At 55.2% G+C, this 12,520-nt stretch carries 16 protein-coding genes; 14 read left to right on the top strand and 2 right to left on the bottom strand.

Features of this window, described 5'->3' with window-relative positions; genetic code table 11:
* Positions 1–107: 107 nt before the first annotated feature.
* The 3 genes from AC2FLE_RS19630 to AC2FLE_RS19620 are packed head-to-tail and all read left to right on the top strand — an operon-like array spanning position 108 to position 1,409.
* Positions 108–497 (top strand): pilus assembly FimT family protein, encoded by a 390-nt coding sequence (locus AC2FLE_RS19630; protein WP_496699171.1) that lies wholly within the window; start codon positions 108–110, stop codon positions 495–497.
* Positions 490–846 carry a prepilin-type N-terminal cleavage/methylation domain-containing protein gene (locus tag AC2FLE_RS19625; protein ID WP_496699169.1) on the top strand — a complete coding sequence of 119 codons (357 nt, stop codon included), beginning with the start codon at positions 490–492 and terminating at the stop codon, positions 844–846. The genes AC2FLE_RS19630 and AC2FLE_RS19625 overlap by 8 nt, the downstream gene beginning before the upstream one ends.
* Positions 843–1,409: a prepilin-type N-terminal cleavage/methylation domain-containing protein gene (locus AC2FLE_RS19620; protein ID WP_496699168.1), complete on the top strand. Its 567-nt coding sequence runs from the start codon at positions 843–845 to the stop codon at positions 1,407–1,409. The genes AC2FLE_RS19625 and AC2FLE_RS19620 overlap by 4 nt, the downstream gene beginning before the upstream one ends.
* 175 nt (positions 1,410–1,584) lie before the next feature.
* Here AC2FLE_RS19620 and AC2FLE_RS19615 read toward each other — a convergent pair whose 3' ends face one another.
* Entirely contained in the window at positions 1,585–1,869 is a 285-nt protein-coding gene (locus tag AC2FLE_RS19615) for a hypothetical protein (protein WP_496699167.1), read from the bottom strand.
* Between the two features lie 107 nt (positions 1,870–1,976).
* Between AC2FLE_RS19615 and AC2FLE_RS19610 the strand changes: the two genes are divergently transcribed.
* On the top strand, positions 1,977–3,611 hold the full coding sequence (locus AC2FLE_RS19610; protein WP_496699165.1) for an RcgA family putative transporter: 1,635 nt from the start codon (positions 1,977–1,979) through the stop codon (positions 3,609–3,611).
* Between the two features lie 58 nt (positions 3,612–3,669).
* On the top strand, positions 3,670–4,608 hold the full coding sequence (locus tag AC2FLE_RS19605; RefSeq protein WP_496699163.1) for an alpha/beta hydrolase: 939 nt from the start codon (positions 3,670–3,672) through the stop codon (positions 4,606–4,608).
* Positions 4,609–4,684: 76 nt separating this feature from the next.
* Here AC2FLE_RS19605 and AC2FLE_RS19600 read toward each other — a convergent pair whose 3' ends face one another.
* On the bottom strand, positions 4,685–5,164 hold the full coding sequence (locus AC2FLE_RS19600) for a hypothetical protein (protein ID WP_496699161.1): 480 nt from the start codon (positions 5,162–5,164) through the stop codon (positions 4,685–4,687).
* Positions 5,165–5,589: 425 nt separating this feature from the next.
* Here AC2FLE_RS19600 and AC2FLE_RS19595 point away from each other — a divergent pair, with 425 nt between their 5' ends.
* The 9 genes from AC2FLE_RS19595 (at position 5,590) to AC2FLE_RS19555 (ending at position 12,498) form a co-directional block, all read left to right on the top strand.
* Positions 5,590–5,970, top strand: coding sequence for a hypothetical protein (locus AC2FLE_RS19595; protein ID WP_496699159.1), 381 nt, complete (start codon positions 5,590–5,592; stop codon positions 5,968–5,970).
* 192 nt (positions 5,971–6,162) lie between these two features.
* On the top strand, positions 6,163–6,570 hold the full coding sequence (locus AC2FLE_RS19590; protein ID WP_496699157.1) for a thermonuclease family protein: 408 nt from the start codon (positions 6,163–6,165) through the stop codon (positions 6,568–6,570).
* A 602-nt stretch (positions 6,571–7,172) separates the two neighbouring features.
* Entirely contained in the window at positions 7,173–8,609 is a 1,437-nt protein-coding gene (locus AC2FLE_RS19585; RefSeq protein WP_496699155.1) for a DUF1173 family protein, read from the top strand.
* A 188-nt stretch (positions 8,610–8,797) separates the two neighbouring features.
* Entirely contained in the window at positions 8,798–9,253 is a 456-nt protein-coding gene (locus AC2FLE_RS19580) for a lytic transglycosylase domain-containing protein (protein WP_496699153.1), read from the top strand.
* A 29-nt stretch (positions 9,254–9,282) separates the two neighbouring features.
* Complete coding sequence (locus AC2FLE_RS19575) at positions 9,283–9,585, top strand: TrbC/VirB2 family protein (RefSeq protein WP_496699151.1); 303 nt, start codon at positions 9,283–9,285, stop codon at positions 9,583–9,585.
* Positions 9,585–9,875, top strand: coding sequence for a VirB3 family type IV secretion system protein (locus AC2FLE_RS19570; RefSeq protein ID WP_496699150.1), 291 nt, complete (start codon positions 9,585–9,587; stop codon positions 9,873–9,875). Before AC2FLE_RS19575 ends, AC2FLE_RS19570 begins: the two co-directional genes overlap by 1 nt.
* A 6-nt stretch (positions 9,876–9,881) precedes the next feature.
* Positions 9,882–10,838: a hypothetical protein gene (locus AC2FLE_RS19565; protein WP_496699148.1), complete on the top strand. Its 957-nt coding sequence runs from the start codon at positions 9,882–9,884 to the stop codon at positions 10,836–10,838.
* Positions 10,745–12,322, top strand: a complete 1,578-nt coding sequence (locus AC2FLE_RS19560) for a TraG/VirB4 family ATPase (protein WP_496699147.1) — start codon at positions 10,745–10,747, stop codon at positions 12,320–12,322. Before AC2FLE_RS19565 ends, AC2FLE_RS19560 begins: the two co-directional genes overlap by 94 nt.
* Positions 12,319–12,498, top strand: a complete 180-nt coding sequence (locus AC2FLE_RS19555; RefSeq protein WP_496699145.1) for a hypothetical protein — start codon at positions 12,319–12,321, stop codon at positions 12,496–12,498. The genes AC2FLE_RS19560 and AC2FLE_RS19555 overlap by 4 nt, the downstream gene beginning before the upstream one ends.
* Positions 12,499–12,520 lie beyond the last annotated feature (22 nt).

Here is a 12,520-nt window from a genome sequence, read left to right as displayed (position 1 = left end):
GGGAAATGACAGCCCTTTAACGAGATAATGCTCAAGTAACCTGTTCGAAAATTATTCGACCAGTAAAAACCTCAGATCATGCATGCTCGTCAACTAGACCCCAGAGTTTGCGACACATCCCCCTAGGATCCCCAACACCCGTCCCGGGCGCAGCGGGTTATTCTCTGTTTGAAGTTCTGATCGCCCTGTCAATCCTGGCGATGGTGATAGCTGTTTCTGCTGCGGGGTTTCGGCCTCCATCGGATGAGATGAAACTGAACCGACAAATCTCTGATCTTGTCTCGAAAATCAGCGACGCGCGACTAAAGGCAATCCGAACGAACCAAGCGGTTGGGATCGAAATCGTGAATTGCGATGATGAGCCAGTGAATTTGAACTTGTTTCCGGACGGGACCGCATCAGGGGACGAGATTTGCCTGGATGAGGGAACTCAGCAGGAAACCCTCATCTTGTCTCCTTTGACCGGGCTGGTTTCGAGGGGTGCTCGCGTTGAGTAAACGAGCCGGGTATTCGCTGTTCGAAGTGCTAATTGCCTTTGCCGTTATGACGATGGTGCTGTCCGTGGTTTTGCCGCGTCAGGCGGAGTTTTTGGAACGTTCAACCACAAGCTCTCAAAAGGCCACTGCGGCAGATATCGCGTATTCCCGGTTGAGCGAGTTGGGGGTCGCCCGAGCCCTATCCCTTGGCGAAAGCACGGGCGGGGTTGGGGATTGGACTCTGTATCAACGCATTGAACCGCATATCGTCATGGGTTCCGAAATTGATTTGGTCGAAGTTGCGATTGAAGTCATAGACAGGACTGGCAATGTACTCTTCCAGACCTCAGAAATTCGATTGCTGAAATGAACGCGCGATCTGGCCTTAGCTTGTTTGAGCTCTTGATTGCTTTGGCATTGCTAGCCTTGATCGCTGTAGGGTTGTCCGGGGCACTCAGTTTTGCCGTAGCGGTCTATGACCGAGCACGTTTGGATCCGCAACAATACGAACAAGTTGCATTGAAAGCTCGATTGCGATCCTGGCTAGCCAACGCAACCCCACCAACCGGCATAGCGCCATACCCCGTTGAATTTGTTGGGACGGCCACGCGCCTGGAGTTTACGACGATCCATGCCAAAGGGTTCGCTCCTGACGCAGCTGCTCTGAGAATTATCGTTGAAAGTGACAGTGACGACCTGTTGATAACCATCACTGAGATGGATGATGACGGTGAGACTTTGGCTGCTCATTCAGAGATCGCCGCTCAAGGCATCAACCCGGCACTTTCCTATTTTGACGCCCACCCTGACGATAGCGCGTGGGGTGGAACTTGGTCAGATGCGTCAAGGTTGCCAGATCTGGTGCGGATAGAGACCGCGAAAAACGACAATGCAAACTGGCACACGTTCATCGTGAAACCGCTTCTGAAGTAGGTCAATATTTAAAGTCGTCGCAACATTCTGTTTTGATACAGAATTTGCACTTCGTTTGTGAATCCACCCTGCTTCAGGCAAGATCGGCATAAGTGAAACTATGTTAAATCTCTTTGACCGGCCGCTGCGCACCCAGCGTCAAAATTGAACGCTGGTTAAGCTTCGGAAAGTCTTCTCAAAGGCGAAGACGAGCGGCAGGCGAAAGTTCCACAACTCTTAACCCGCTGTCTGACGCGACACTGACTTGTCCGTTGTTCCATGCATAAACGACCGCCATCGTTTTGCCCGTTTGGGCGTCCTGAACTTCAATGATCGGCTCGCCTTTTTTTGCTCGTTCGTTTTGTTGTTCTGCCGCCATCGTCAATCCTCGGTGTTCGTAGGCCCGATCCATCAATCCCAGCACAACAAGATTGGTAGGGCTTTTTCTGTTGCATGGTTGTTGCCCTTCATCCCAAAGCAAAGAGCGGATTCCGGCTCAACTTTGAGAAGAGTAATGCGGCTCGTTGACAATCGCACGAACCGGAACGAAACAGGATGAAACCGAACGAACCATAAGCGTGTAATCTATTGATAAAGCACGGTAAATATTTTGTTCCTCCGCTGAAAGACGGCAGAGACTTCAAGGAACTGTTCAAGTATCTGGTTTCTGTGGGAGCTGGCTTACCCGCTGACCAGACGGGACTTCCTGTGGGCTCATGGACGCCAGAGTTACTTGCAAGCACCATCTCTCAGTTTGACTCCAATAAGTCGAGCATCGAGCTACGGACAGTTCAGCATTGGTTTCAGGATAACGACAGAGGGATTAGCACCGACAACATTCGCTGGCTGGCGCGCGTATTCGGCTGCGGCGATCCTGACGCTATCACCGCGTGGAGGGCGGAACTTAATGCCGCCAACAGGCGATTGGCAACAAAGCGACGAGAGAAGCGCAGCATTCAAACGCGCGATTTGCAGTTTTCTTCTGGCACTGCCAAGGAAGGTGACCAAGACGCGATTGAAAACGCAGCGAAACGGGAAACACCGAGAGAGCCGACGAGTATCTCGGGACTAGCGGGACGAACAGAGGCGATGTTCAGCACCCATTCATCATTGGGCTTGCCGGCCGTGGTATTCGCCGCTGCTACAGCGCTGGGGCTTATGTCGTTTTCATTGAACATTCACAGCGTTGAGTTCACACCCCCAACAGGTCCGACAAAGCAAGTTGGTTTTTTGTGGGCCCCGAATTGGACAGTTGTTTTCCTTGTGCTTCTGCCAGCGTATTTCGCAGTTTTGATCAATCTGTTGAGGCTGTGGAAAGCAGAATGGCGAGCTGACTTGGTGACAAGGTTGAGTTCCACATCACCACGAACCAATTGGGCAAGCAGGGTCACAGCGATGTCCTATGTGTATTGGGCGGTGTTTGTTGTGACCATATTGATAGCCTCGGCTTTCAATTGGATGGAAACACACCTGATCCCCTTGCTGACAGGGAACACAGGAAGTTGGCCGGTGGAGTGGGGAAGAATAGCTATATTTCAACCTGATCTGGTTTCCGTACCGAACGCAATAGCGTTTTCCGGACTCGTCTTCTTGCTAAACGCCTTTGGGTCTTACTTGTTCTTCGCAGGCCTGATCATCCTCTATTCGCTCACGGATGATTTCGTCGATTTTGCTACACACCTTGCCCACGACAAGAGCCAAGAACTCCATCAGAATCTTGCAGAGATTGGCAGCTTGCTAATGGTTGGGATTTTCAGATGTTGTTCATTGGGTCTGATGATCACCATTTTGATGAAGCTTCAGGCGAGCTTCCTGCTTTCGGACAGCAGAGACATCGTCAGTTGGCTAACATCGGACATCCTGGTTCCCTTTGGTAGACGCGATGCCCAATTGAACGGGTATGACCTCCATCAGAATGTACCCGGTTTTTACTATAGCTTTTTCTGTTTGCTCGTAATTTTCGCAGTATTTGTGATTTGCACAGCCAGAATTCGCGTTGCGGTTACCAAGCTCGGCCTGCCGAGCAGCAAGAGCGCGGACCGAGTACCCGTGGTAATGATGAACGGGATCCTGCTCCTATTGACGGCGGCCTATTTGCTCATTGGTGTTTTTCCCGGCTTCACGATCCTCCTAATTGCTGCCCTGACCTTGGCTGCATGTTTCCTTGCACGACCCACCCTGGGTCAGCTTAACGCAATAAAACCGAGAGAATTAGATGCTTAAGACGAATGCCCTGGACAAAGCCCCTATTCATCCCGATGTCGCGGAGGGCCCATCCGAGGTGAAAGCCTATTGGATTCACACCGATGATAAGGTGCGGCTTAGGGTGGCGCATTGGCCGACAACCCAGCCGTCAAAAGGCACGGTTTTTCTGTTCCAGGGGCGAACGGAAAACATCGAAAAATACGGGCGCACCGCCGAGTATCTGCACGACTTCGGCTATACGACGTTCGCTGTTGACTGGCGTGGCCAGGGGCTTTCGGACCGGCTCACGGAAGACAGGTTGATGGGCCATGTTGTTCGTTTCTCTGACTACCAAAAAGACGTCTCAGCTACGCTTGAAGCAGCCAAGTCACTCAATCTTCCGCAGCCCTGGTATCTGATTGGGCACTCGCTAGGGGCATGCGTTGGTCTACGCGCCATTGCTGAAGGGTTTCCGGTATCTGCCTGCGCGTTCACCGCTCCCTTGTGGGACATAAATCTCCCACGGCTGCAGCGCCTCGGTGCTTGGCCTTTGTCATGGGCATTTCAAACACTTGGAAAAGGCGACACCTATGCCCTTGGGACGCGTGGAGAGAGTTATGTCCTGACGACTGATTTCAAGGACAACAGGCTGACACATGATCCAGATATGTACGAGTACTACGCGAACATTTCGGAATCTCTGCCTGAACAAGTAATTGGTGGACCGAGTATGGGATGGCTGTTTCAGGCACTCAAGGAAACCAGATCACTGTCAAAAAGGAAGTCCCCTGACACGCCGTGCATAACGTTCTGTGGTGCCGAAGATGAAATCGTTGCCATATCCGCCATACAAGATCGAATGGCGCGTTGGCCAGGCGGGAAACTGGAACTCATTCCTGGTGCCAGGCATGATGTTCTATACGAGACCCCGAAGGTTCGTGAGCACGTTTTGGCTCAGATTTGTGAACTTTTCTCCGCGTCGACAGAGGAAATGATGAAGGCGCCCAGCAAATCGATTGGGGATGCTCTGGTCTAGGACCAATCACCCATTCAGAAGTCAATTCTTCCTCGAGTGGAATTGATTGCTCAGCAGGCCCGCCCGAATGCGCTTGTTAATATGGGACCAGCTCATAGTCATAACGCCCAAAAATGTCGGACCAGTCCACCCCAACGCCCCGAAAGTAGCTCGGGCAGTCTTTGCGGAGAGGTAGCCAATCTGGTCTTTGTCCCGGGGCGCGATCCGACCAATAAAAATTGGCGTTTTCGTCATAGGTTCCGACAACCATATCCAGGCGAGTGGAACATGGGCCTTCACGCTCACGGACTTTGTAGCTGTAATGTCGAACATGCCAAACGCGGATGGATCTGATAACGTCAAAGTCCGCTGACGATAGATCAACGCTTGCACGTAAAGGTTCGGGCAGGGCAGGAGAACCAGCCACCAGTTTGGCCAATGGTGTTCCTGTCGTACCAAGTGTTGACCACGACTCTGGCGTGAACGAGGCCTCGACAACAATTGCACTTTCTTCTTCGCCGGGCAGCTCAGGAGTTGTCGTCGCACTGACAGCCTTGATTGCTTCCAGACGTTGCATCGGTGTGAGCTGCGATGAACCGGAGGCAACGCCCATCGGGCAACGCCAGAGTTGCAGCGGCGGCTCTACCGGCATGGGTGTTATGCGCCGAATGAACTCCGCCCGTGCTGTATTGCAATCGGGATCACTCGGCCACCCGCCAGCGAGGCACAGAAAAATCGCGCAATCAATGGGGTAGGCGTGTGCTGGGGCTGAGAATCCGAGTGCCAGGGCAGATGTGCATCCAAGTAGCGTCATGCGAAACATGGTATGATCCTTTCAAGCAACAGAGACTGTATGAATCGTGTAGGCTGATTTCTGCATAAATTGTAGAACACATTATTTTCTGTTTTGCAAATTTCAAATTTTATATTATTGAAAATACCAGATCTAAACTTTCGCAGGTTTCGAAAGGATGTAAGAAGTCGTCCCATAGGGGGACGACCATGCCGCACAGAAAGAACTTCCCATTGATCACACAAGGCGAAGCACGTGACCTTGTTGAATCGGGTAAGGACTATGAATTTCGGTATGACCTAGTCGAGCTGGGGCAAAATGGACGTCCGCAATACATTTGCATCTATCGCTACGATGGGAAGGATAACGTCCTCATCTCTGAGAGGGCGACTTCGCAAGGCGTTGTTCCCCGCAGACTGTCGCTATTTCCGGGCCTGTTCAATTTCCATACCCGTTTCAGACAGGGCACTGACATCACCCTGCACAAAGATCTTACGATCACCACAGATGGTGTGCGTGGGCACATCAACCTGGATTTTGATAAAGACCCTGATCAGGACGATTCAGAAGACGACAGCGAAACTAAGTAGTTCGAAGGTAGACTTAGAACAGGCAATGGCTATTAGCCGTCTGCACCAAACCTTTTCTCACACAAACTTCGAAAAAGCATCGAAAGCCGCCGCTCAGCCGGCTTGGTATGGGGTAGGGCCTAAACCCAGTTATGTTTTCTGCGCCGTCGCCCCAAGTCTTGGCTGTCTTCTGGAAGAGGGAGGGCACGGCGGATGAAAAAGCTCCTTCTTTCCTGCACGGTCTTGGCCGGGCTTCTGATCACAAACCATCACCTCGGCCAGACGACCAAGATCCTGAGCGCCTTCGAGGTTGCCACTGTTGATGGCGATACCATCGACCATGGCGACGATCGCTATCGCCTCGTCGGCTTCGACACGCCCGAGACTTACCGTCCGCAATGTGATGCGGAGCGGACTCTGGGCTTGAAGGCGAAAGCCCGGCTGACGGAGCTCATCGAAACGGCCGGCCAAATCAAGCTGGTCATTGAATCGGATTTGGACGTGCATGATCGTTTTCTGGCGGTCGGACGTGTGGCTGGACAGAACGTCGGGACCATCCTGATTTCTGAAGGTCTTGCGCGACCCTATGACGGTGGCAAGCGCCAGTCCTGGTGCAGCTGATCGGAGACTAGAATGCAGCAAGATGAAGGAAACTAATCGAGCAAAGAACGGTCCTGTCGGTTGTTGGCGCAATCGACAGGACCCGAAACGCCCCAAGCCCGGGGCATTCCTCAACATCAAGAGAGAACCGTAAGCGATGAAGAATACAGCAACCCTCGATGCTGCTCCTAAAAAGGACGGCAAACGCGCCGGAGTCAATGGTCCTGACTCCGGAACGCAATAGCGACTTCTGAACGGTCTTCAGGGGTCCGGTAGGTGCGCGCTCTGCACGCCAGAACTACGCCTCATAAGACTTATTATGTAAACTTTGCTGACCTAATTGCGCCTCAAGAGGTAACTACTGTGACTTATGATATCGCGTCAAAATCCGCTCCGACATTTTGCCGTTTGAAAATTGACCTCTCTTCGATGCATGTGGTGCTACACCGAAGAGAGAATGTGGCCAAGTCCGGTATCAGCCGCACCAACCACATTTCCGCAATCTGCAATCCATCAGATGTTACGTGCCACAGGCTACTGAACCCAACCTATTCAAACCTAACTAAAACCTGTCCCGAACACGGATTTGTCAACACGCCTCAGTGCAGTCTGGGGGCGCCAAGGTGACCCTGTTTCTGAACGGCGCTCCCTTGGTGGTCGACAGCGAAGCGGGTCAACACGCCCTGACAGCCGCGCATGGCGCGGGAACGCGCGTCCTATGCGGGTGCCGCAAGCCTGCCCCCGAGATGTACATCGCGGCCATGGCGGGGAAACTCATTGTCAAACGGATGCCTGGAACCGGGCCGGATCACGCGATTGACTGCGCGTCTTTCCTGCCGCCCGAAGAATTGTCCGGGCTGGCGCAAATCCAGGCGTCAGCCATCACCGAAGATCCTGACGACGGGACAACCACGCTCAAACTTGGCTTTCCTCTGCGCAAGAACAGCAAAAGCCGCACCGCACCGGAACAGACCGGTGCAAAGCCAACCGAGGCCAAGGCCGCACCCCGCAAGCTGACGATCACAAGCGTTCTGCACTTCCTCTGGCATGAGGCGGATCTGGGCAAGTGGTATCCGAGAATGGAAGGTAAGCGGTTCTGGGGCGTGATCCATCACGCTCTGCGCAGGGCCGCGGCTGGAAAGATTGTCAAAGGCCAGGACTTGTCCGGCTTTCTTTTTGTTCCGGAATACTTCAAGCCTGAGAACAAAGCCGAGATAGCGGCCGGACGAAACCAGCTTTTTGCAAATCTGCGGCCAATTGGTGGCGAAGCAACGCCCTTTGGCCTTGTGGTCGCAGAATACAAAGGCAAGGAAACCACGCCACATGGCGCGAGGGTCATCTTCAAACACGCCCCAGACTGTGCGTTCTTTGCCGATGAGGATCTTTCCAAGAAATTCGACAAAGTGCTCAGGGATCAGCTGCGCCTACTCGAAGCGATGGGGTCCGGCCATGCCATGGTGATCGCCAGCTTTTCTATCGCAAAGGCGGGTTATCCGGTTCTGCATGAAATCGGCATGATGCTGGTGACGGAGAATTGGATCCCATTTGAAGGCCTGCGCGAGCTGGAAGTACTGGCTGCGCTAACCGAACAGTCCCGCGCCTTCCAGAAACAGATGCGGTTCAATCTGCCGCTGGACGCGCCGATCGCCTCCGCCGTGCTTCTGGACACGACAGACCCTGTTGCCGTGTTCGTCGCCGACAATCCCAACGATGCCGGAGCACTGGCACTGCTTACGAGAGCCTCAGAGAACGGGCGGTATGCGAGCTGGTGCTGGTTTGACGATACGCCGATGAGCCCGTTCCCGCATCGTAGCGCATCCCTCTCCAGTCGCCACTCACGAACAGCGGAGGGGCGCGCGGGCGAAACTGTAGGCAGCGCAGACGGTCAAAATGTGGCCAAAAGAGATCCCGAGGGCGCCTATGGAGTCCCTCCCCGCCGACAGGACGATGTCGCGACGGAGAGGGATGCTAATCAAACTACATTTGGGATGGGGTTCGACCAGCAAGCTCCCCCTACTTCAACCTCCGCAATGTCACAAAAGAACAGTCGGTCCACATGAAAAACGTGTTCAAACCGTTGCTGATTAGCCTCCCTTTAATCGCAGCATTCGCTTCATCTGCCCAGGCGCAGAATGACGAGGCAGCAATTTGCGCGAGCCGTGATGGCCCGCTGTTGAGTGGAGGGCGCTTGCTCTGCGCGACCGCCCCCGCCCGCACCTGCCTGGAACCCGCATTCCGGGCAGGTGCAATGGTTTGCTTGCACTATGAGGATGGGGGCGATGCTGAACAGATCGTCTCCAGAAACTCAACCCCGCGTGCCAAGGGCGAATGGGCAGTAGAAGCGGAACGCGCTGCCAAACGCCACGGTGTTCCAGTGCCGCTGTTTCATGCGCTGGTCCATCAGGAAAGCCGCTGGAATACCAACGCAGTCAGCCCAAAAGGTGCGCTTGGGTTAGCGCAGTTGATGCCCCCAACGGCTGCCGCCCTCGGGGTAGATCCGCATGACCCGGTGCAAAACCTCGATGGCGGCGCGCGCTATCTCAAGGCCATGTTCCTGAAATTCGGCACATGGCGGCTGGCACTGGCCGCGTACAACGCCGGGCCTGGCGCCGTCGAACGCTATGAGGGCGTCCCGCCTTACTCGGAAACCACCCATTACGTCGCAACCGTTCTCGAAGGGGCCGGGCTCCCGCCCGACACCTGAACACCCCCCGTCCAAGGAGACTACTTTAAATGAAACGTAACCCTCAAAACGTCGCTTTGCTGACCGCGATGGCCCTTGTGGCCTTCAGCGGTCCGGCATTGGCGCAATCCTTGTTTGATGCGCCGGTGTCCATCCTGACCCAAATCCGAACCTTTGTGACAGGTGCCAACGGTATTCTGCTCGGTGGTGCAGCCATTGCGCTGGCTGGGATCTCGGCCGCCAGCCCACGCGTGCCGGTCACATGGGGCCATTTCTTTGTGATCCTCGTCGTACTGGGCATCTTCTACGGTGCGTTTGGCATTGCCGAAGCCATTCAGGGATTTGCGACCTGATGAGCGACGATAACCGCATATTCCAGGCTATTACCCGGCCCTCTGAACGGGCCGGGATGCCTATGACGTTTCACATTGTGGCGCTCAGCATCCCTTTGATGACGTTTATCATGACCCAGGGCTTTTTGGGCTTCTGGGGGTTACTCGCCATCGCCCCGTCTTATGCCGCCGCCCGCTGGATCGTCAGCGTCGATCCGTATCTGCCAGATCATGTGGCGACCATGGCCGACTGCAAACTGTTCACAAAAAACAAGCCCTACTGGGGCGGCAATTCCTACGCCGGAGACTGACCCGATATGAACATGCACCCCGAGATTCAAAAAGCCATACCATCCGCGCGCCGCGCCGCGCGAGAGGTGCCAGCAACCACCCATATCCCGTTTGTGCGCTTCCTGTCGGATGGGACATTCACCACCCGCAACGGGGATTTGGTGGCAGTGTTGGAACTCAAGGGGTTCATCCACGAAACCGCAGACCGGGCGGCAATCAAGGCCGCCAATGATACGCTCGCCCGGCTCGCCTCCAGCTTTGAAGACAATCGGACAGCGTTCTACAGCCATATCATCCGTACCAAAATCCAATTAGCCGATACGCTGCCGCCCGTAGGCGAGCCCGCTTTCTCTGCAAAGCTGGACAAGCACTACCGAGACCAGCTGGACCAGGACGAAACCTATCAACTGCACCATTTCCTGACGATCGTTCGACGCCCTTACACCAGCGGCAAGCGGCTGCTGGATGCCGGGCTGCGGTCTCTACGATCAGCAACAACCGACCCGGCAACAAGTGCAGCCCGCGAACAGAACCGCAAAGCCCTGCATGTGGCCGCAGAACGGGCGATGCGGGATCTGTCGGTGTTTGGTGCGCGGAGGTTCACGGGAACAGAGGCGGATCGTAGCCGCACGCTGTCATTCCTCTCGATGCTGCAAAGCGGGATTTGGCAAACGGCCCCATCCGTCTGGACCCATCTGGCCGATGGCGTTCCAAACGGGCGCATCACTTTCCGCAAAGATCATGTTCACAGCCTGTCACCGGGCGGGGACAAGGATCGTTTTGCCGCGGTATTTGCGGTCAACGCATATCCCGAACGGTCTAAATACTACATGTTCGATGAGCTTCTGGGGAGCGCTGCGAGTTCATTGCGACCCAATGCTACGCGCCGATGGATCGCATCTCGGGCGGCACAAAGATCCGTGACGCCAAGAGGGGCATGGAAGACGCGGGCGACGAAGCGGAATCTCTGCAAAAGGATCTAAATGAGGCGCGCGATGCGGTTGCCTCCCGCGCCATGTCAATTGGGCGGCATCACTTCACGGTCTCTGTTCTGGGCGACACGCGCGTAGAGTTGGAAGATGCGGCCACACGGGTGAACTCCTGTCTGACGGGCGCGGACCTGCGCACCCGGCGCGAAGATATCGGTTTAGAGGCGGCCTGGTGGGCGCAGCTGCCCGGCAACTTCGCCTATCAGACCCGGAGCAAAAAGCGCTTTGTGTCCGACAAGAACTTTGCCGATTTCGCCAACCTGCATTCCTGGCCGACGGGATCGCGGAAAAAACTGCGCTGGGGTGGCCCCGTGGCGGCGTTCCGTACGCTGGGCGGTACGCCCTATTGGTTCTCGTTCCACCGCGAAGGCTCTGACAAATCCAAGGGACCGGGAACCACAGCCATCTTTGGGGCGACCGGCGAGGGTAAAACCCTACTGGCGAACTTCCTGATGTCCTGCTGCTACCGCCTGCCCGAACACCCTCACCTTATTGCCTTTGACAAAGACCGGGGATCGGAAACCTTTATTCGAGCTATTGGCGGCACCTACCTTCAGCTGAAATCCGGTATGAATCTCGGCTTCAACCCCTTTGCTGTCGCCACCGATGAGGTTGGGATCGAATGGCTTGAAGGCTTCATTCATCGCCTGACCGGCGCGAAAAAACTCACCCCAGAGCAAGAGCGCCGGATTGCCACTGGCCTGCGCCGCCTCGCATCGGGTGATCCCGCCCTGCGCACATTCTCGGACTTCATTACCACGCTGCGGTCTGTCGATGATGCGGACGCACCGGTGCAGCTGCTCGATGCGCTCAGCAAGTGGCATGGGTCCGGTAGTCGCGCCTGGCTGTTCGACAACACTGAGGACAGTTTCAGCCTCGATCAGGCCGTGACCGCCTTTGACATGACGGCGCTGCTTAAAGCCTCCGATATCCGCCTGCCCCTGCTGGATTACCTGTTTTATCGGATCGAGCGCAAACTGGCGCAGGGCAAACCGCTTATCATTATGGTTGATGAAGCCTGGGCCTTGTTTGACGATCCCCGGTTTGGTCCCCGTATCCAGGATTGGATCAAAACAATCCGAAAGCTGGATGGCATTCTGGTGTTTATGACGCAGGAAACATCGGATGCGGCCAAATCCTCAATCTCGGACACGCTGATCCAGTCGACAGAAAACCGCATCTTCTTTGCCAACCCCAAAGCCGATCACAAAACCTATGTTGATGCGTTCCGGCTCACGGAGGCCGAGTTCAGCGCTGTTTCATCCATGCCACCCAAATCCCGTCTGGTGCTGATCAACGATGGCGACGGATCAGCCGTTGTGTCGACACGGCTTGAGCTGCCCGAGCAATTCTATCGGGTCTTGTCCGCCACGGGTGACAGCGTCGCCGAGATGGACCAGCTGCGCACCGAGCATGGCGAGGATGGCTGGCTCGATGCCTTCATGACCCCCAAAGCCCCAGAGGAGACCTCCGAATGATCCGCACACTCGTACTCGTTGCCCTTGGCCTGCCGCTTCTCGGAGCCTGCACCATTACCGGAGATGCTCTCGATCCGCCGCGCGAGCTGAAGGCCAATTGCAACATCGCAGACGCAGAGTCGGTCCCCCAAACCGGCCTTGCCACCACTCCGCCGCTCAGCATCGGCAAAATCTGATCCACCCCCTGAAAGGACTTTA

The organism is Ruegeria sp. CDSA077 (assembly GCF_059612265.1).
The sequence above is the reverse complement of the archived record's forward strand: the minus strand, read 5'-3'. Positions and strand labels throughout refer to the sequence as shown.

Excerpts from the sequence above, each read along its gene's own strand:
- AC2FLE_RS19620 (WP_496699168.1), top strand. The coding sequence starts at position 843 with ATGAACGCGCGATCTGGCCTTAGCTTGTTTGAGCTCTTGATTGCTTTG.
- AC2FLE_RS19600 (WP_496699161.1), bottom strand. The coding sequence starts at position 5,164 with ATGCAACGTCTGGAAGCAATCAAGGCTGTCAGTGCGACGACAACTCCT.
- AC2FLE_RS19595 (WP_496699159.1), top strand. The coding sequence starts at position 5,590 with ATGCCGCACAGAAAGAACTTCCCATTGATCACACAAGGCGAAGCACGT.
- AC2FLE_RS19590 (WP_496699157.1), top strand. The coding sequence starts at position 6,163 with ATGAAAAAGCTCCTTCTTTCCTGCACGGTCTTGGCCGGGCTTCTGATC.
- AC2FLE_RS19580 (WP_496699153.1), top strand. The coding sequence starts at position 8,798 with ATGGTTTGCTTGCACTATGAGGATGGGGGCGATGCTGAACAGATCGTC.
- AC2FLE_RS19575 (WP_496699151.1), top strand. The coding sequence starts at position 9,283 with ATGAAACGTAACCCTCAAAACGTCGCTTTGCTGACCGCGATGGCCCTT.
- AC2FLE_RS19570 (WP_496699150.1), top strand. The coding sequence starts at position 9,585 with ATGAGCGACGATAACCGCATATTCCAGGCTATTACCCGGCCCTCTGAA.
- AC2FLE_RS19565 (WP_496699148.1), top strand. The coding sequence starts at position 9,882 with ATGAACATGCACCCCGAGATTCAAAAAGCCATACCATCCGCGCGCCGC.
- AC2FLE_RS19560 (WP_496699147.1), top strand. The coding sequence starts at position 10,745 with ATGGATCGCATCTCGGGCGGCACAAAGATCCGTGACGCCAAGAGGGGC.
- AC2FLE_RS19555 (WP_496699145.1), top strand. The coding sequence starts at position 12,319 with ATGATCCGCACACTCGTACTCGTTGCCCTTGGCCTGCCGCTTCTCGGA.